Origin of the sequence: Aggregatibacter segnis ATCC 33393 (assembly GCF_000185305.1) — a bacterium.
GTDB classification, from domain to species: Bacteria; Pseudomonadota; Gammaproteobacteria; order Enterobacterales; family Pasteurellaceae; genus Aggregatibacter; species Aggregatibacter segnis.
Genome location: NZ_GL622200.1, coordinates 948,386 through 969,694 on the forward strand (window position 1 = coordinate 948,386; position 21,309 = coordinate 969,694).

General features: G+C 39.8%; 13 protein-coding genes. 12 read left to right on the forward strand and 1 reads right to left on the reverse strand.

What is annotated here, in order from left to right:
* The first annotated feature begins 51 nt into the window (after positions 1-51).
* Entirely contained in the window at positions 52-2,517 is a 2,466-nt protein-coding gene (locus HMPREF9064_RS04985; protein WP_006718175.1) for a glycogen/starch/alpha-glucan phosphorylase, read from the forward strand.
* 95 nt (positions 2,518-2,612) lie between these two features.
* Here HMPREF9064_RS04985 and HMPREF9064_RS04980 read toward each other — a convergent pair whose 3' ends face one another.
* On the reverse strand, positions 2,613-3,221 hold the full coding sequence (locus tag HMPREF9064_RS04980; protein WP_006718177.1) for a DedA family protein: 609 nt from the start codon (positions 3,219-3,221) through the stop codon (positions 2,613-2,615).
* 213 nt (positions 3,222-3,434) lie between these two features.
* Between HMPREF9064_RS04980 and rplY the strand changes: the two genes are divergently transcribed.
* The 11 genes from rplY (at position 3,435) to sbcB (ending at position 20,565) form a co-directional block, all read left to right on the forward strand.
* Complete coding sequence (gene rplY, locus HMPREF9064_RS0109460) at positions 3,435-3,722, forward strand: 50S ribosomal protein L25 (protein ID WP_032997871.1); 288 nt, start codon at positions 3,435-3,437, stop codon at positions 3,720-3,722.
* A 134-nt stretch (positions 3,723-3,856) separates the two neighbouring features.
* Positions 3,857-4,438, forward strand: coding sequence for a hypothetical protein (locus HMPREF9064_RS04975; protein WP_006718181.1), 582 nt, complete (start codon positions 3,857-3,859; stop codon positions 4,436-4,438).
* 432 nt (positions 4,439-4,870) lie between these two features.
* Entirely contained in the window at positions 4,871-7,009 is a 2,139-nt protein-coding gene (locus HMPREF9064_RS04970) for an autotransporter family protein (protein WP_006718185.1), read from the forward strand.
* Between the two features lie 168 nt (positions 7,010-7,177).
* On the forward strand, positions 7,178-9,487 hold the full coding sequence (locus HMPREF9064_RS04965; RefSeq protein WP_032997874.1) for an autotransporter family protein: 2,310 nt from the start codon (positions 7,178-7,180) through the stop codon (positions 9,485-9,487).
* Positions 9,488-9,605: 118 nt separating this feature from the next.
* On the forward strand, positions 9,606-10,484 hold the full coding sequence (locus HMPREF9064_RS04960) for a D-alanyl-D-alanine carboxypeptidase family protein (RefSeq protein ID WP_006718189.1): 879 nt from the start codon (positions 9,606-9,608) through the stop codon (positions 10,482-10,484).
* A 133-nt stretch (positions 10,485-10,617) separates the two neighbouring features.
* On the forward strand, positions 10,618-11,940 hold the full coding sequence (gene mukF, locus HMPREF9064_RS04955) for a chromosome partition protein MukF (protein WP_006718191.1): 1,323 nt from the start codon (positions 10,618-10,620) through the stop codon (positions 11,938-11,940).
* A 93-nt stretch (positions 11,941-12,033) separates the two neighbouring features.
* On the forward strand, positions 12,034-12,774 hold the full coding sequence (gene mukE, locus HMPREF9064_RS04950; protein ID WP_006718195.1) for a chromosome partition protein MukE: 741 nt from the start codon (positions 12,034-12,036) through the stop codon (positions 12,772-12,774).
* Positions 12,774-17,267, forward strand: coding sequence for a chromosome partition protein MukB (gene mukB, locus HMPREF9064_RS04945; protein WP_006718197.1), 4,494 nt, complete (start codon positions 12,774-12,776; stop codon positions 17,265-17,267). The genes mukE and mukB overlap by 1 nt, the downstream gene beginning before the upstream one ends.
* A gap of 69 nt (positions 17,268-17,336) precedes the next feature.
* Positions 17,337-18,233, forward strand: coding sequence for a restriction endonuclease (locus HMPREF9064_RS04940; RefSeq protein WP_006718199.1), 897 nt, complete (start codon positions 17,337-17,339; stop codon positions 18,231-18,233).
* A gap of 20 nt (positions 18,234-18,253) precedes the next feature.
* A complete protein-coding gene (locus HMPREF9064_RS04935) occupies positions 18,254-19,126 on the forward strand; it encodes a DMT family transporter (RefSeq protein ID WP_006718201.1) in 873 nt (290 codons plus the stop codon).
* 14 nt (positions 19,127-19,140) lie between these two features.
* Complete coding sequence (sbcB, locus tag HMPREF9064_RS04930) at positions 19,141-20,565, forward strand: exodeoxyribonuclease I (RefSeq protein ID WP_197712326.1); 1,425 nt, start codon at positions 19,141-19,143, stop codon at positions 20,563-20,565.
* The last annotated feature ends 744 nt before the right edge of the window (positions 20,566-21,309 follow it).

The following is a 21,309-nucleotide window of genomic DNA, read 5'->3' on the forward strand; positions in this document are numbered from 1 at the left end:
TTTGAATGATTAAAATTCACCCGCTTTTTTTATTAACTGAGGACTATTTTTATGATAATGGATAATTTCGATTCTCCATTCCTATATGATCGACCTGAAGTCAATGTCGATTCATTGAAAAAGACGATTGTTTATAAGCTGATTTTTTTAATTGGCCGCTCACCAAAAGAAGCGAGTCAACGGGATTGGCTAAACGCCACATTATATGCCGTACGTGATTTCGTCACCGAAGGTTGGATTACCACTGCACGCGAAGCTAGAGCAGAAGACTCCCGCCGTGTTTATTATTTATCAATGGAATTTTTGATTGGTCGTACCTTATCCAATGCCATGATCGCAGAAGGGTTGTATGACATCGCTAAAGAAGCCCTTTCCGAATTAAACGTTGATTTAGAAGAAATTATTGAAAAAGAAGTGGACCCGGGTTTAGGTAACGGTGGTTTAGGTCGTTTGGCTGCCTGTTTCATGGATTCTATTGCGACATTAGGTTTGCCGGGCATGGGGTACGGTATTCGTTATGAATACGGTATGTTCCGTCAAAAAATTGAAGATGGCCAACAAGTTGAACGCCCGGATGCCTGGTTAGAAAAAGGGGCTCCTTGGGAATTTATTCGTCCGTCTAAACGTTTTACCGTTTCTTTCGGCGGTAATATTCATTTTGAAGGCAAAAAATGTATCTGGAATAAAGGCGAAGAAGTGACCGCACTTGCTTATGACCAAGTGATTCCAGGCTATAAAAATGATTCTGCGGCCACATTACGTTTGTGGTCTGCTCATGCCGGTGAACTTTTCAACTTAGAAGACTTTAACCGCGGTCAACACATTGCTGCCGTGGAAAGCCGCGCCTCTATTAAAAATCTTTCTCGTGTGCTTTATCCGGATGATTCCACTTGGAATGGCCGTGAATTGCGCTTACGTCAAGAATACTTCTTGGTTTCCGCTTCATTGCAAGACATTATCCGTCGCCATAAACGTACCCATGACAGCATGGAAAATTTAGCGGATAAAGTGGCAATTCATTTAAATGATACTCACCCGGCATTAGCGATTCCTGAGTTAATGCGCATTTTAATTGATGAAGAAGGCTTTGAATGGCAAAAAGCCTGGGATATGACCCGTCGCATTTTCTCTTATACTTGCCACACATTAATGTCTGAAGCGTTAGAAACCTGGCCGGTAGAAATGATGGCGAAAATCTTACCGCGTCATTTACAAATGATTTTTGAAATTAACGATCATTTCTTGGAATACGTCAAAACCTACATCACTACCGACGTAGATTTCATTCGTCGCGTTTCTTTAGTAGAAGAAGGGTATCAACGTAAAGTTCGCATGGGTTGGTTATCCGTGGTTGGTTCGCACAAGGTCAACGGTGTTGCGGCAATTCATTCCGACTTAATGGTGACATCTACTTTTTCGGATTTCGCGCGTATTTATCCGGAACGTTTCACTAATGTGACTAATGGTATTACCCCGCGTCGTTGGCTTGCTGTGGCAAACCCACAATTAGCGTCGTTATTTGATAAATATATCGGTTCTGATTGGCGTTGCGATTTAAGCCAAATCGAAAAATTAAAACAATACGCCCATGAAGCAGATTTCAAACACGCCATTGCCGATATTAAATTTGCAAATAAAGTGAAATTGGCAAATTACGTGAAGAAAACGTTAAACATTGATTTGGATCCCCATGCGTTATTTGACGTTCAAGTAAAACGTATTCACGAATATAAACGTCAAATTTTGAACGTGTTGCATATTATTGCTCGTTACAACGCCATGTTAGAGCATCCGGAAAAAGATTGGCAACCTCGTGTGTTTATCTTAGCTGGTAAAGCAGCATCGGCGTATTATGCAGCGAAACAAACCATCCATTTAATTAATGATGTTGCGAATGTCATCAATAACGATGGCCGTTTGGGTGGCCGCTTAAAAGTGGTCTTCATCCCGAACTACAGCGTAAGCTTGGCTCAATTGATCATTCCGGCTGCAGATATTTCTGAACAAATTTCTTTAGCAGGTACGGAAGCCTCCGGTACCAGTAACATGAAATTTGCATTAAATGGTGCATTAACCTTGGGTACATTGGATGGTGCAAACGTAGAAATTTTGGAAAATGTCGGCAAAGACCACATCTTTATTTTCGGTAATACCGTAGAACAAGTAGAGAAGTTACGTCGCGACGGTTACTGTCCATTTAATTTCTATCAAGAGGATGTGGAACTCAGAAACGTTGTTGATCAAATTATTAACGGCCGTTTCTCCGAAAACGATCCGAACCGTTATCAACAGCTATTACAGGGTTTACAATATCACGATTTCTACCAAGCCTTTGCTGATTTCCGCAGCTATGTGGACGCACAAAAATTGGTGGATGAAAAATATAAAAACCGTGATGCATGGATTGATAGCACGATTCAAAATATTGTTAACATGGGTTATTTCTCTTCCGACCGCACCATTAAGGAATACGCGGAAAATATTTGGCACATTGAGCCATTAAATCTCGAGAAATAATTTCCTGATAAAAAGAAACCCCATTTGAATCTGAATGGGGTTTTGTTTTATGGGCTTAAAGTAACTAGAAAAACGTTTTGATTTTTGACCGCACTTTATGCTTTTTTGCCAGTATTTTTACGTCCTTTACGCCATTTCCAGACCAGATAGATTGCTAAAAGCGCAATTAAAATATAAATAATGGACTGTCCTTTTTTGATTTGCTCATGTAGCCAATCCAAGTTACTTGCCCCGAAATCCCCTAAATAAACCCAAATAGGTACAGAAATAATGGCGGCAAAAAAATCTAATAAAAGAAAGCGAATAAAACTCACGCGACGGGTAATGCCGGCAACCATATAAATCGGTGCACGTAATCCCGGTAAAAAACGGGCAACAAATAAAACACGATTGCCATATTGTTCAAATTTGCTCCGAACCATACGTAAACGCTCTAAGGTTAAAAAGCGTCGAATAGGGCGGAAACGTAAAATTTTTGTGCCATAAATACGTCCCAGCCAATACATAGTGCTATCACCTAAGAGGACACCAAATAGACTCACAACTAACATGATATGCACATTGGTATAACCCAAACCGGAAATAACACCACCGGACACTAAGGTAATGTCTTCGGGAATCGGCACGCCAAAACCACAAATAATCAAAACAAATAGCACGGCAAAATAGCCGTAATCACTAAAAAAGTTAATTAAAAATTCCATCGAATACTCTTTTAACTCAATAAAAATAACGCCTTATTTTAGCCCGTTTTTTAGCGTAATATCTAGGAAAATTAACAAGATTTTCGTTTGCTTTAGCACCACGAATTCATTATAATGCACCACCTCAAAGTTCAGGCTTTGAGCAAAATTTGTGGAAATCGCTGGGTCGCCTGCGATTTTTTAATTTTAATCTTTACAAAAGAGAACATAACAATGGCATTTAAATTTAACGCTGAAGTTCGTACAGCGCAAGGTAAGGGTGCGAGCCGCCGCCTGCGTCATAACGGTCAAATTCCTGCTATCGTTTACGGTGGTAGCGAAGCACCGGTTTCTATCATCTTAAATCATGATGAAGTTAACAACGCTCAAGCACACGATGCATTCTATTCCGATGTGATTACTTTAGTTATCGACGGTAAAGAAGTTGCAGTAAAAGTACAAGCAATGCAACGTCACCCGTTCAAACCAAAATTGGTTCACGTTGACTTCAAACGCGTTTAATCATGAAAAACTCCGAAATTCTCGGAGTTTTTTTATATTTAAAAAGATTGAACGCATCATTGCATGCTATGTCTAATGCCCCGTCTTTTGCTCGTAATAGAGTAATTTTCATCAACAATTAATAAGGATTTTTCATGAACAAATTTACAAAAATTAGCGCGACCGCATTATTGGCTCTTTTCTTAACAGCTTGCGACAAACCGGCAGACAAAGCACCAGAAGCGAAACCGGAAACAGCACAAACACAAGCCGCATCAGAAGTAAAAGTAGATGAAAAGGGTGATTATCAAAAATTAGTCGATTGGAACAAGGCACAAGAACAAACACAGTTACAATCACAACAAAAATTCCAACAAGATTTAGTGGCTGCAGTTCAAGCTCAAGATGAGAAAAAAGTGAAAGAAGCGATTGAAACATTTAATCAATCAGTAAAAGATACAATTACAAGCTTAGATGCATTAGATGTAAAAGCAGAATCAATTAAATCTATCAAAGAGCAAACAAAAAATGTATTAAGCTTGGCGAGTGGTTTATTGGTTGATCAGGCTAATATGAGTTTCACTAACCCGACACAAACACCGGAACAACAAAAAGCTTATGCAGAAAAAGCTGAAGCATTAAGAAATGCGATGACCGAGTTACAAAAACAAAGTGTCGAATTAGAACAAAAATTTAATCCTGCACCGGTAGCAGCGCCCGCACAAGACGCAAAATAATATTCTGACTTATTTATCTAAAAATAAATCGCCTTATTGTTCCGCAGTAGGGCGATTTTTTTATATGAAATATACCTTGAAAACTCACCGCACTTTTCTAATTAAATCAAAAAAGTGCGGTGAGTTTTATGTCAGTTTTTTTCCGAAACACTCCTTTGATTTGTATTGGGGTGCATGGCGTGCTAGAATTTAGGACCTTTTTTAATTAAAGACGAGGATAAAATAGAATTCAAACTTAATAAACTTACATTAGTTTTATTATCAGCTCCGCTTATTGCTCATGCAGGTATTTCTCATAACGGAAGTGAACATAATCTTCTTCCTTCTAATCTGGCTACAAATATAACCGATAATCAAGAGCACACTATAAATGGGCCTTTATCGATTTCGGAAGGGGCTAAAACAAACCCTAGCGGGCAAACCAAGGGTGAAATGACCATCGACAATGGTTCCAAATTAAACTCTACAGGTACAGTGTATATTGGGAATCAAAACAATGACGGTTTCGGTGCTAAATTTACTGTCACTGGTGCTGGAAGTGAATTAAATGTAGGGGGGGAGTTAAATGTTGGTAACTATAGTAATGCGAATCTCTCTATTTTAGAGGGCGGAAAGGTGACCTCAACATTTCATGGTAATCCTAACGCTCCTCACTTTTGGGGATGGTTTCTTCATAATGGAACGGCTCGAACAGCGATTGACACTAAAATTGTTATTGATGGTGAAGGTTCGGAACTTTCTTATCATAAAAACTCCTTAATTCGTGTAGTGGGTGGAGGTCATAAGGCAACAACCCTCGATTTGTTGATTTCTAATGGTGGTAAACTCAGCGCAGGTGTGTTGCAATTAGAATCTGGCACAGCCAATATCCAAATCGGGAACAAAAGTAAAGGTGGAACGCTAGATGTTAAACGTTTTACTATTGGTAGTGCAGATGTAAAATTCACCTTTGACCAAAATGATATGTTGAATTTTACCCCTATTATCCACACGCATCGTTCACTGAAAGAATCTCATGTTAATTTCATACAAAGTGGTTCTGGCACAACTTTATTTGCTCCAATAGGTATGAATAACGTGAATTCAAATGTAGACATTACTGATGGTACATTAAAAGTCGGTAGAGATAATGCATTCGGTAGAGATAATGCATTCGGTAACGATTCTGTTACCACTGAAGTGAATATTGGTGAGAAAGGTACATTAGCGTTAAACAATTTTAATGCCTCTGTTAGCACCATTAACAATCAAGGTACGCTTGATCTTACTTCAGATAATGCAGATAAAAAACTTACTGTTTATGGAGATTACAGTGGCGACGGAAAACTATTAGTGAAAACAATTTGGAATAATGCTAATAGCTCTTCTGATGTGCTAGATATTAAAGGAACAGCAACAGGGAACACTGTTGTGTCAACCTCTACAGGTTTCATCGAAGGTGATGTAGTTCGTCAAACGAATCAAGATATTTATTCTGCAGATGTAGTTAAAGTTGCTGATGCAAATCATTCAGGTACCTTTACCGGCACAGCGAAAACAACCAATGCTAGTGAAGCACAATTAACTAAAAAAGATGCGAATACTTATGCATGGACCTTAAAAGCACTTGGTCAAAATATTTATATTGAGCCTGCTACCGCTTATATTCAAATGCCTCGTGTCAATATGGAATTAGGCTATAGCGTGTTGGATACCTTACACCAACGTCGTGGTGAAATTAGCCAATCACCAAATTCTGCCGTTTGGGCGCGAGTTTCCGGTAAACGTTTAGAAACTGAGGGTCGTACCCGTTTAGACGTTGACAGCTCACAATATATCGCACAAGTAGGTTACGACTTTAACCGTAGCGAAATGCAAAATGGTCTGCCACAATCTCTAAGTGGTGTATATTTTGCGTATTCTCGTGCAGATAGCCGTTTCTACGACCAATATCGTGCTGAAAACGGCGTTGTGGCTGCTGATAAATATACCGGTAAAGGTAAAACAACAGCAGCAAACATCGGTGTATATCACTTATACCGTGCACCAAATAATGCCTATGTGGACACCGTGGCGCAATTCTCTTACTTAACGAACAAATATAACTTTGTATCTAATCCGGAAGTAAGACAACATGGTTGGAGCGGTGCGTTATCCGTTGAAGGTGGTCACAGCTTTGCATTGGGTAATTCCAACTGGCGCCTTGAACCACAAACCCAATTGGTTTACCAACGCTTGAAACTTCAATCGTTCTATCACGATGCAGACCGCCGTGTTGAACAAGGTACGGACAACAATTTACGTGGACGTATCGGTGTGCGTTTAAGTCACAGTAAAGACTTCCAACGTAACCCAACCGTGTATTTTGTTGCAAACGTATGGCATGATTTTATTACTGCAAAATCTGTCTTAATCGGTGACACCAAATATAACGAAAATGATGCCCGCACTTGGTTGGAAGGCGGTGCAGGTTTAAATGTACCATTCGGTAACCATGCTATTCATGCTGATCTTCGTTTAGAACATTCTCTAGGCAATAAAGGTAACCGTTCCGGTGCGAAAGCTGTATTAGGTTATAGTTACGCTTGGTAATTCAAATAACGAATATATAAAAACAAAAACCACCTTCTGTTGAAGGTGGTTTTTTTATTAAGAACTTTTATAAATTCCTTACAATACGTGTTGCTGATTTGTTTACCTGATCTAAGAGTGATAAAATCAACAATGATATATACAACAACAAAAGGACGAGAGAAAACTATGAAGTTCAAACTTAATAAATTAACATTACTTTTATTAGCTGCCCCATTAGCAGCAAATGCAAGTGTTACTTGGTCTGGGACTAATGACGGAATTCCGGAAACCCTTGGAAAAGTCAATCCGGATACGGTTAACGGCTTAATTCAAGTTGGTACTGGTACTGGTAATGAAGGCAATCTTAGAATTGATGGAGGCTCTGTTGTAAATATACAAGGTACATTACATATAGCCAACCATCGCCAGTCTAAAGGAACTGTTGTCGTTGACGGGCAAGGCAGTAAACTCGTTGTAAACAGTAATGCCAATAATCCAATGAATATCGGTAACTTTGGTAATGGTAATTTATATGTTTCCAATGGTGGGCAGGTAATCGGTGAATTCGAAGGAACTGAACCGACACCTCACTTTTGGGGATGGCTTCGTGATACCCCGGAAGATGTCACCAATACGGTAATTTCAGTCACAGGTAAAGGTTCATTGCTTCAGTACCCGAAAAATGCCGAAATCCGTGTTGCCGCCAGTGATTGGAGCTCTAAAACCAACACTGTTAATGTATTAGTTGCAGATGAAGGTCAACTTACTGCGGGGACATTAAGAGTAGGAAATGGTACAACCAACATCCAAATTGGTGATAACAACAAAGCAGGTACGTTTGATGTAGAAAAAATTAAACTTGAAGAGAATCCTCAAAAAGTCAAATTTGATTTCGCACAAACAGATAATTTTAACTTTACCCCTGAAATGACTTCAGCTTCGCCTACTACTAAGATTGTAGACTTTGTTCAAAGAGGTAGTGGCACCACTTTATTTGCACCAAGAAACATGAGTGGTGTTAATTCTAATGTAAATATTACTAACGGTACATTAAAAGTTGGTAGAGATAATGCTTTTGGCGACGCTTCCGTTAAAAGTAATGTTGATATCGGTGAGAAAGGGACATTTGAGTTAAATAACTTTAATGCAACAGTAACCAACCTTAATAATAAAGGTACGCTTGATCTTACCTCTGAAAACGCAAATAAAACCCTTACCGTGGAAGGCGACTATCATTCTGATGGCGGTAAATTAATCGTAAAAACGACTTGGAATAATAACAATAGTAGTTCTGATACATTACATATTAAAGGTAAAGCAACAGGTCGCACTATTGTTTCAACTCGCAATGGTTTCATTGAAGGGGATGTACTTCGTCAGGCGCGGGAAAATATTTTTTCTGCAGATATGATTAAGATGGATGATCCTAATAGTGAAGCTATCTTTGAGGGTACAGCAAAAACCAGAAATGCGGATGAAGCGCAGTTAGCCAAGAAAAATGGCACAACTTATGCTTGGACATTAAAAGTACTTGGTCATGATATTTATATCGAACCGGCCACTGCGTATATCCAAATGCCTCGTGTCAATATGGAATTAGGCTATAGCGTGTTGGATACCTTACATCAACGCCGTGGTGAAATCAGACAATCACCAAATTCTGCCGTGTGGGCGCGAGTTTCCGGTAAACGTTTAGAAACCGAGGGTCGTACCCGTTTAGACGTTGACAGCTCACAATATATCGCACAAGTAGGTTACGACTTTAACCGTAGCGAAATGCAAAATGGTCTGCCACAATCTCTAAGTGGTGTATATTTTGCGTATTCTCGTGCAGACAGCCGTTTCTACGACCAATATCGTGCTGAACACGGTGAGCTTATTGCAGATAAATATATCGGTAAAGGTAAAACTACTGCGGCAAATATCGGTGTATATCACTTATACCGTGCACCAAATAATGCCTATGTGGACACAGTGGCGCAATTCTCTTACTTAACGAACAAATACAACTTTGTATCTAATCCGGAAGTAAGACAACATGGTTGGAGCGGTGCGTTATCCGTTGAAGGTGGTCACAGCTTTGCATTGGGTAATTCCAACTGGCGCCTTGAACCACAAACCCAATTGGTTTACCAACGCTTGAAACTTCAATCGTTCTATCACGATGCAGATCGCCGTGTTGAACAAGGTACGGACAACAATTTACGTGGACGTATCGGTGTGCGTTTAAGTCACAGTAAAGACTTCCAACGTAACCCAACCGTGTATTTTGTTGCAAACGTATGGCATGATTTTATGTCCGCAAAATCTGTTTTAATCGGTGATAAAAAATATGGCGAAAATGATGCCCGCACTTGGTTAGAAGGCGGTGCAGGTCTCAATGTACCATTTGGTAATCACGCTATTCATGCCGATCTTCGTTTAGAACATTCTCTAGGCAGTAAAGGTACCCGTTCCGGTGCGAAAGCCGTGTTAGGTTATAGCTACGCTTGGTAATTTAAATAACGAATATATAAAGACAAAAACCACCTTCTGTTGAGGGTGGTTTTTTTATTTAATCTCACCTTGAAAAACTGCTAAAATAGCGCCGTTGCTTACTTCTTTGAATCATCCTATGTTATCAAAAACCTTGCCTTTATTATTTTTACTACCAACGGTTGCCGTTGCACAATCTTATGTTGTGTATGACTTTACCCACAATAAAATATTGGAAAGTAGCTCACCTCATAGCGTGCGTCCCATTGCTTCTGTAACAAAATTAATGACGGCAAATGTGTTTTTGGAACATAACAAAAATGCCCGTTGCACAGCCTCAATTACTGCAGAAGATGCGGACCACATCAAAGGCACAAGCACAAAATTGCCTAGATACACACCCATTTCTTGCAACGAATTATTGAAAGCGATGTTGGTGCATTCTGATAATTATGCTGCACATGCTTTGTCCCGTTCAGCCGGTATGAGCCGTCAACAATTCATAAAAAAAATGAATGATAAGGCGAGAGCGCTTGGTATGACCTCAACTCATTTTAGCGACAGTTCAGGTTTATCTAACAGTAATGTGTCCAGCGTGATGGATTTGGTGAAGCTAGCTAAATATTCTTTAAATAACGCGGAAATTAAACGTCTTTCTAATATCTCTTCCACCTATATCCAAACAGGAAAGCGCAATATTTTTGTGAAGAACACCAATAAACTCGTGCGTGACGAAATGTTTAGTGCGGCTATCAATAAAACCGGCTATATCCGCGAATCAGGATACAATTTGGTGTTCGTCAATAAAGTGCCTTGCAATCGAGCCACCATCGGCGTGATAAGCCTCAATAATATCTCCTCTGCGTATCGTTCCAGCTTTACCAAAAGCAAATTGGAAAAATACGGTTGTACCGCGTTAAATAGCAAAGTATTGAGAGATTTCGTAGAGGATATGCAATATGAAGAAGGCTATGATGAAGAGGGTATGAATGAATTAATCAAAAAAGTTGCAGGTTAATCTAAAGATAAGTTTTATCCGAAAAACCATTGTTTTTTTGACCGCACTTTCCATTTTCAAGCTGTTAGAAAAGGCAAATTCCTGTATAATTCCCACAATTTTTTGTTGAAATTAACCTGTTGTGAGATCCCTCATGCTTGACACATCACAAACCATTCCCGAACTGGTCTCCTGGGCGAAAGAACGTGAGTTTTCCTTAAATTTGCCGACAGAGCGTTTGGCATTTTTACTGGCGATTGCCGTTTATAATAATGAACGTTTTGACGGCGAAATGTTAGAAGCTGATTTAGTCGATATTTTCCGCCACATTTCCACCGCCTTTGAACAATCTCAAGAAACAATTGCCGTTCGTGCTAATAATGCAATTAATGAACTGGTTAAACAACGTTTTCTTAACCGTTTTAGCAGTGAATTTACCGAAGGTTTAGCGATTTATCGCTTAACGCCGTTGGGGGTTGGTGTATCCGATTATTACATTCGTCAACGTGAATTTTCTGCCTTACGTCTTTCCGTTCAACTTTCCATTGTTGCTGATGAAATCCAACGTGCTTCTGATGCCGCTGAAGAAGACGGCGATGAGCATTATTGGCGTCGTAGTGTTTTTGCACCATTAAAATATTCCGTTGCAGAAATTTTTGACAGCATTGACTTGTCACAACGCGTGATGGATGAAAATCAACAAAGCATTAAAGAAGATATCGCCGCCCTGTTAACCAAAGATTGGCAAGCAGCAATTTCCAGCTGTGAACAATTATTAGATGAAACCTCCGGCAATTTACGGGAACTCCAAGACACCTTAAATGCGGCCGGTGACAAATTACAGGCGCAATTATTACGCATTCAAGATTGTGTGATCGGTCGCCAAGAATTGTATTTTATCGAACAATTAATCATTGATTTGCAAGCTAAGCTAGACCGCATTATCAGTTGGGGACAACAAGCTATCGATTTGTGGATCGGCTACGACCGCCACGTGCATAAATTTATCCGTACCGCCATTGATATGGATAAAAATCGCGTCTTTTCCCAACGTTTACGCAATTCTATTCATCATTATTTCGACAACCCTTGGTTCTTGTGGACAGCGCAAGCAGAGCGTTTAGTTGATTTGCGCGATGAGGAATTAGCACTACGCGAAGAAGATGCCTTGGGCGAATTGCCGGAAGAATTACAATTTGAATCTTTAGCCGATATTCGCGAAAAAATCGTCGAACACATGCAAGGCTTATTAATTGATTACCGCGAACAAAATCGTCCGATTAATTTAAGTTTAGTGTTGAAGCAACAATTAGAAAATTATCCATTGATACAACATTTTGATGTAGCGCGAATTATCGTGGATCAGGCTGTGCGTTTAGGTATTGCAGGCGATGACTTGGCAGGTATCTATCCGCATTGGACAGAAATTAACGATTACGGCGCAGAAGTTCAGGCGCATATCATTGATAAATATTAAAAGTGCGGTCGAAAATCCACGCGTTTTTTGAGTCGTATTTCGCTATCGCACGAATAAGACAATAACAGAGCAATTCAGTTAGAGAAAAAAATAATGACAGACAACCTTCAAGATGTAATTTCACCGAAATTGGCAGCTGCCATTGCCAACCCGTTATTTCCTGCTGTGGACAGCCAGTTGCGTTCCGGTAAACATATCGGCACAGAACATTTAGATAACCACGCTTTTTTACTTGATTTTCAAACGGAACTGGATCTGTTCTATCGTCGCTATAACGTCGAACTGATTCGTGCGCCGGAAGGTTTTTTCTATTTACGCCCGAAAGCGACAACACTCATTGCCCGTTCTGTGTTAACTGAATTGGAAATGTTAGTGGGTAAGGTGTTGTGTTATTTGTATTTAAGCCCGGAGCGACTAGCTCAACAAGGTATTTTTAGTACTCAGGAAGTGTATGACGAATTGCTGAATTTAGCGGATGAAGGCAAGTTACTGAAAGCGGTGAATCAACGTTCCAGTGGTTCCGATTTGGATAAACAAAAATTAGCAGAAAAAGTGCGTGCGGCAATCGGTCGTTTGCGCCGTTTAGGCATGATTTATACCGTAGGTGAACCGAATAGTGGCAAGTTTACCATTTCTGAATCGGTATTCCGTTTCGGCGCAGAAGTGCGTGCCGGTGATGATCCGATTGAAGCACAATTACGCTTAATTCGCGATGGTGAAGCGGCAACGCCACAATCTTTACAAGCTGAAAAAGCAGCATTACAACGCGATACAGAAAGCACTGAAAACGATACTGACGTTGAAGACGAATTCGTAGAAGAGGAACAAGAATAATGACTGAAGAATTATCTCTGGAAAATGAAGTAATGGATATTGCATCCTCTGATGTAGCGCCGGTCATCTTTAATCAAAACAGTGGGGTAGAACGCGGTAAGTTCCGTTCTTTAACGCTCATCAACTGGAACGGTTTCTTTGCCCGTACCTTTGATTTAGACGAATTGGTGACCACACTTTCAGGTGGTAACGGTGCCGGTAAATCTACGACCATGGCCGGATTTGTGACAGCGTTGATTCCGGACTTAACCTTATTGCACTTCCGTAACACCACGGAAGCCGGTGCCACAAGCGGTTCGCGTGATAAAGGTTTGCACGGTAAATTGCGTCCGGGCGTGTGTTACGCGGCGTTGGATACCATCAACTCCCGTCATCAACGGATTATTGCGGGTGTACGTCTGCAGCAAGTGGCAGGCCGTGATAAAAAAGTGGATTTAAAAACCTTTTCTATTCAAGGCGTAGAATTGTCTGTCAATCCGACCGCACTTTTCACCGAAACCATTAACGAACGTCAAGCGCGCGTACTGACCTTAAATGAACTAAAAGACAAAGTTGAGCAGGGCGGCGCGCAATTTAAACAATATCATTCCATCACAGATTACCATGGCATGATGTTTGATTTGGGGATTATTCCAAAACGCTTACGTTCTTCTTCCGACCGCAGCAAATTCTATAAACTTATCGAAGCCTCTTTATACGGCGGTATTTCCAGTGCCATTACCCGTTCCTTGCGTGATTACTTATTGCCGGAAAATCTTGGTGTGAAAAAAGCCTTCCAAGACATGGAAAGCGCTTTGCGTGAAAACCGCATGACGTTGGAAGCGATTAAAGTCACCCAAGCGGATCGCGATTTATTTAAACATTTAATCACCGAATCGACTAATTATGTGGCGGCGGATTATATGCGAAATGCCAACGAGCGTCGTGGCAACATTGAAACCGCATTAAATTTCCGTCAGGAGTGGTATAAAGCCAAGTCTGAACAGAATTTATCACAACATCGTTTAGTTGAATTAAGCCGTGAAGCCGCTGAGTTAGCCGAAAGTGAAAGAATCCTGGAAGTGGATCACCAAAGTGCGCTTGATCACCTGAATTTGGTGTTAAATGCGTTACGTCATCAGGAAAAAATCTCTCGTTATCAAGAAGATGTCAGTGAACTGACCGAACGCTTGGAAGAGCAGAAAATGGTGGTTGAAACTGCTAACGAGCAACTGGAAGAAAGTCAGGCGCAATTTGAACAAACAGAACAAGAAGTTGACAACTTGCGTTCCCAATTAGCAGATTATCAGCAAGCGCTTGATGCACAACAAACCCGTGCATTGCAATATCAGCAAGCCATTCAAGCCTTAGAAAAAGCCAAGACGTTGTGTGGATTAGCCGATTTATCGGTAAAAAACGTGGAGGCATATCACGAAGAATTTGAAGCGCAAGCGGAAGTGTTGACAGATAACGTGCTTGAACTAGAGCAAAAAATGTCTATTTCCGAGGCGGCGAAAACGCAATTTGATAAAGCCTATCAGTTGGTTTGTAAAATTGCTGGAGAAGTGCCTCGTTCTGCCGCATGGGAAAGTGCAAAAGAATTATTACGCGAATATCCGACACAAAAACTCCAAGCACAACAAACGCCGCAATTGCATGCTAAGTTACATGAGTTAGAGCAGCGCTTAAATCAACAACAAAGTGCGGTGAGATTATTAAATGATTTTAATCAACGTGCGAATCAAAGCTTAGAAACGGCGGATGAATTAGAAGCGTTTTATGGCGATCAAGAAGTCTTAATTGAGGATTTATCTGCCGAACTTTCTGATTTAGTTGAGCAACGTTCAACGCTACGTCAAAAACGTGAAAACTTAACCGCACTTTATGATGAAAACGCACGTAAAGCGCCGGCTTGGTTAACCGCTCAAGCGGCATTGGAACGCTTGCAGGAGCAGAGTGGAGAAGAATTCGCAGACAGTCAGGATGTGATGAATTTCATGCAATCACAGCTGACCAAAGAGCGCGAATTGACCATGGAGCGCGACCAGCTGGAACTTCAACGTCAGCAATTAGACGAGCAAATTAGCCGTTTAAGTCAGCCGGATGGTTCGGAAGATGCCCGTTTGAATGTGCTGGCAGAACGTTTCGGTGGCGTGTTGCTGTCTGAATTATACGATGATGTGCCGATCGAAGACGCGCCTTATTTCTCCGCCTTATACGGCCCGGCACGCCACGCTATTGTGGTGCGTGATTTGAATGCGGTGAAAGAGCAACTCGCTAATTTGGAAGATTGCCCGGAAGATTTGTATTTAATCGAGGGCGATCCGGCAGCATTTGACGACAGCGTACTTTCCGCGCAAGAGTTAGAGCTTGGTGTAGTTGTTCAGGTGTCCGATCGTGAATTGCGTTATTCCAAATTCCCTGAAATTCCGTTATTCGGCCGTGCGGCTCGTGAAAAACATTTAGAAGAATTACAGGCTAAACGTGAAGAAGTGGCGGAGCAGTACGCACAACGTGCTTTTGATGTGCAAAAATGCCAGCGTTTACATGAGCATTTTAGCCAGTTTGTTGGTCTGCATTTAGCCTTGGCATTCCAAGCCAATCCAGAACAAGTGATGGCGAAGACCAATCAACAACGCAATGAAATTGAGCGCGAGCTTAATCAATTGGTGATCGGCGAGCAACAAATTCGTCTTCGTTTAGATGAGGCGAAAGAAAGAATGCAGTTGTTGAATAAATTAATTCCGCAATTGCCATTATTGGCTGATGATAGCTTAACTGATCGCATTGAAGAATGCCGTGAGCAATTAGATTTGGCAGAGCAGGATGAATTATTTATCCGTCAGCACGGAGTCACGTTGTCACAATTAGAACCGATTGCTAACACGTTACAAAGCGACCCAGAAAATTACGAGCACTTAAAAGCCGATTATGAACAAGCCATTCAGCTACAAAAACAAGTGCAACAAAAAGTCTTTGCCTTGGCGGATGTGGTGCAACGCAAAGCGCATTTCAATTATGCGGAAAGCGTACAAACGGAAACCTCTGAATTAAATGAACAGTTACGCGCGCGTTTAGAACAAATGCAGCAACAACGTGAAATTCAGCGCGAACAATTACGTCAAGTTCAAGCGCAATATGCTCAGTACAATCAAGTGTTGATTCAATTGCAAAGTTCTTTCAACAGTAAAAATCAAATGTTGCAGGAATTGATGCAAGAAATTGGTGAATTGGGTGTGCGTGCTGATGAAGGAGCGGAAGAACGTGCCAAAATTCGTCGTGACGAGTTATATCAACAACTTTCTACTAATCGCCAACGCCGTTCTTATATTGAAAAACAACTCACCCTTATTGAAAGCGAAGCGGAAAATCTGACTCGTCGTATTCGTAAAGCAGAACGTGATTATAAAACCCAGCGTGAGTTGGTGACGGCGGCGAAAATGAGTTGGTGTGTGGTGCTTCGTTTATCCCGTAATTCTGATGTAGAAAAACGTTTAAATCGTCGTGAATTGGCCTATTTATCCGCAGATGAATTGCGTTCCATGTCGGATAAAGCGTTAGGTGCGTTGCGTACAGCAGTTGCTGACAACGAATATCTGCGTGATGCCTTACGCTTGTCGGAAGATAGCCGTAAACCGGAAAATAAAGTGCGGTTCTTTATCGCCGTATATCAACATCTGCGCGAACGTATTCGTCAGGATATTCTGAAAACCGATGACCCGATTGATGCAATTGAACAAATGGAAATCGAGCTTTCCCGCTTAACGGAAGAATTGACCGGCCGTGAACAAAAATTGGCGATCAGTTCTGAAAGTGTGGCGAATATCATGCGTAAAACCATTCAACGTGAACAAAATCGCATTCGTATGCTAAACCAAGGCCTACAAAATATCGCCTTTGGTCAGGTGAAATCAGTGCGTTTAGTGGTGAATATTCGTGATACGCATGCCATGTTGTTGGATGCGTTATCCGGTAATCAGTCGGATTATCAAGATCTGTTCAGCGACAACCGCATGACTTTCTCCGAGGCCATTGCGAAGCTATATCAACGTCTCAACCCGCATATCGATGTAGGGCAACGCACTGCGCAAACTATCGGTGAAGAGTTATTGGATTATCGTAATTATCTTGACTTAGAAGTGGAAGTTTATCGTGGCGCAGATGGCTGGTTGCGCGCAGAAAGCGGCGCATTATCCACCGGGGAAGCTATTGGTACCGGTATGTCCATCCTCTTAATGGTGGTACAAAGCTGGGAAGAAGAAAGCCGTCGTATTCGCGGCAAAGACATCGTGCCGTGCCGTTTATTATTCCTAGATGAAGCGGCGCGTTTGGATGCGAAATCCATTTCTACTTTGTTTGAGCTATGCGAACGCCTAGATATGCAACTACTGATTGCTGCACCGGAAAACATTAGCCCGGAAAAAGGCACCACCTATAAACTGGTGCGTAAAATCTCCGGTAATCACGAACACGTTCATGTGGTCGGATTACGCGGATTCGGAGCAACAGAGTAGTTTAATAAATAAAAAGTGCGGTTAAAAAATGAAGTGTTTTTTGACCGCATTTTTTGTTAAGGAATAAATATGCAAACATATAAAGAAATGATGTTTCCTATTTTAAGATTATTTTCTGATCGGAAAGAATACTCTCGTAGTGATGTATATCAATTCATAGTAAAGTACTTTTCTTTAACCGAACAACAAATAAGTGAACGAATAAAATCAGGACAAGCACTTTATAAAAATAGAGTAGATTGGGCAATTACCTATTTATCTACACTAAATAATATACCTGAAAGACAGAAACTTTTATTGAGAATATCCCGTGGCATTTATCAAATAACAGAATTGGGGTTTTCAATTGCTAAGGATGAGAAACTATTTGAGAATTGGTATCAGGAAGTACATGGTAAAGAAAGTAAGTCTAAGCCAAAGGATAAAAAGGATGCTAAATCCACATCTCAAGAAAAAACACCTAATGAAAGAATTGATGATATCTACCTTGAACTAACAGCAGCATTAAAAAGTAATTTATTAGACGAAATCGCAAATAAAGATCCTAGATTTTTTGAAAATTTAGTTTTGCAATTGCTAAACAAAATGGGATATGGAACTAGCAATTATACATCTTTAACAGCTAAAGGGGCTGATGAAGGAATCGATGGAATTATTAGTGAAGATGAGCTCGGTTTAAGTAAAATTTATATTCAAGCAAAACGCTGGAAAGATAATGTTTCACGACCTGAAATACAAAAATTTGTAGGTGCAATCTCTGATAAACCTACACAAAAAGCAGTTTTTATTACAACATCTGATTTCTCGAAAGAAGCTATTAATTATGCAAAGAACATACAGAATTTAGTCATTATACTAATCAATGGTGATCAATTGTGTAATCTAATGGTTAAACATAAAGTTGGCGTTTATGTGAAACAAACTATTGAGCTTTGTGAAATTGATCGTGATTTTTTTGAAGAATAATTTAATAAGGAAAATTAGCTATGCACAATCTCATTATCGCCGTTCTCTGTAGTGTTGCGGTGTCTGTATTATTAAAAGTTGCTCGTAAACGCAATATCGTTATTCAGCAAGCTATTGCCTTTAACTATATTGTGGCGTTGTCACTTAGTTGGTTTTTATTAAAACCGGATTTCAAAGGGCTTGAATTTACTGACTTTATCGCACAAAGCGAAAATACGCCGATTTTCTTAGCATTGGGTATTTTATTACCAAGCGTGTTTATTATTATGTCCAAAGCCGTGGAATTTGCCGGAATTGTACGTTCTGATGCGGCGCAACGCCTATCATTATTTTTACCCATTCTCGCTGCGTTTTTAATCTTTCACGAAACCTTAAGCCAATCAAAAGCAATTGGTATTGTGTTGGCATTTGTCGGGTTGTTTTGTCTTTTAAGTAAACCTAATCAACAAAGTGCGGTCGATTTTCGAGGTATTTTGGGCTTAGTCGGTGTGTGGTTTGGCTATGGCATCATCGATATTTTGTTTAAACAAATAGCAAAAAGCGGGGGCATCTTCCCAACGACGCTATTCATTGCGTTTTCCTTGGCTGCCTGCATTATGTTTATTTACTTGTTATTCAAACGAACTCAATGGAATGTCGCAAGTTTTGTGGGCGGCATTATTTTAGGGGTGCTAAATTTCTTCAATATTCTGTTTTATATTAAAGCTCACCAGAGTTTTGGCTCGAATCCGACATTAGTTTTTGCCGGCATGAACATTGGAGTGATTTGTTTAGGTACGATTACCGGCGCATTAATTTTTAAAGAAAAAATCAGCAAAGTTAACTGGTTAGGCATTGTATTCAGCTTGTGTGCAATTTTCTGTTTGTATTATCTAGATAAACTCTTGGCTTAAATTTGAGAAAAATGATGGCAAAAAACGATTTCAGCTTTTTTATTTATGACTATGAAAGTTTTGGTGTCAATCCGGCAACCGATCGCCCGGCGCAATTTGGGGGTATTCGTACAGATGCCGATTTTAATATTATCGGCGAGCCCGTTGTGTTGTATTGCAAGCAAACCAACGATTATTTACCCGCGCCGGAAGCGGTGTTAGTGACAGGCATTACCCCACAGGAGTGTAATGAAAAAGGCCTACCGGAACCGGATTTTGCCGCTCGAATTTTACAGGAATTCAGCCAACCAAATACCTGTGTTATGGGCTTTAATAATATTCGTTATGACGATGAAATGACACGCTATACCTTTTATCGTAATTTTATTGATCCTTATGAATATAGCTGGAAAAACGGTAATTCCCGTTGGGATTTATTGGATTTAGTGCGTGCGTGTTATGCCTTGCGTCCCAATGGCATTGAGTGGCCTTTGGATGATGACGGCATGCCGAGTTTTCATTTGGAAAAACTGACGAAAGCAAATGGGATAGAGCATACCAATGCGCATGACGCCATGTCCGATGTGTATGCTACTATCGAAATGGCAAAATTAATTAAGCAAAAACAGCCGAAGTTATTTCAATATTTCTTTGAAAATCGTGGAAAAAAAGAGATTGAAAAACTCATTAATACCGCAGAAATGACGCCGTTAGTTCATGTGTCGGGAATGTTAGGAAATTACCGCGGGAATACGACATTAATTGCCCCTTTAGCTTGGCACCCAACAAATAAAAATGCGGTCATAGTGTGTGATTTAACGGCCAACATTGATGACCTACTGACAAAATCGGCAGAGGAGTTACGTGAAAATCTTTATACGAAGAAAGAAACGTTATTAGAGGCCGGTGTGCTTCCTGTTCCGTTAAAGCTCATTCATATCAATAAATGCTCCATTCTAGCACCGGAAAAAACCTTATTACCGCAAAACGCTGAACGTTTAGGGATTAATCGAGCGTTATGCGAGAAAAATCAACAGCGTTTGTTGGCATCTAAGGATGTTCGTCAAAAAGTCATGGATATTTTTCAGCAAGATCGCGAGTTTGAAGCATCTGATAATGTTGAAACTGAACTTTATAATGGCTTTTTTAGTGATGCAGATAAAAACAATATGGCGATTTTACGCACTTTGGAGCCCGAAAAGCTCGCTGAACATAATCTGAGTTTTCAAGACCCAAGAATCCCTCAATTGTTGTTTCATTATCGTGCGAGACATTTTTATCGCACATTAAACCGAGCTGAACAAATTAAATGGCAAAAATATCGCCGGAAAAAATTAGAAGCCGAAGTTTTGAGATTTGAGCAAAGCCTTCAAGAATTAGCTACACAAAATGAGAACGATGAAGAAAAACTGACTTTATTACAAAAAGTTTATGAATATGGCAATAAGATAATTGATTAGAAAGTGCGGTCAAATTTTTTAATGTTTTTTCAATAGAAGAAAAGAGACAACGTCACTAAATATTAAATAATGAAAATACGCTGGATGAAAATTCAGCGTGTTTTTTATTTATGTATTTTGAAAATCTGGCAAAATACCCCCTGAGAAAAACTCTAGATTTCACGTAGCGCAATCTATCCCTAAATTTCATCCCTTTCATAAAAATTACTTTCCAATAAAGTAAGGCGTAAAAACGAAGGAATACAGAAAAAAATAGGAAATATACTATGATTTTCCGACTCTTACTTTTGGTTGAATAAATATTTACATTTCAAACTTAAAGTCCATAACTTCATTTTTATATTTGTTACATATCATGCAAAAATCAGTTTTCATCTAGTTTTACTAGTAAGAGTGACTTGTGTATAAGTCTGTGATCTTGTTAATCCGTAGCTTTCACTTACCCCATAACCAATTTCTTATAATGTATATTATGTTAAATAATAAATAATATTTGTCACATTCAGATATTAAAGATAACCTACTTTGAAGCTATATCGCTTTGATTCGTAATTCTATAAAAAACATTAAATTTTCATGTTTTTTATTTATCCAGTATTTTGGATTTAATAAGTGAGAGAAAAAAACTTTGGAAATCTATGATTCTCTTTCCAACACCTCATCATTTCTCTAGAGAATTTGAGCAAAGGCGATATTGATAACTCATTTCATTAAATGTAACCAAATGAGAATGATTTTATTTAT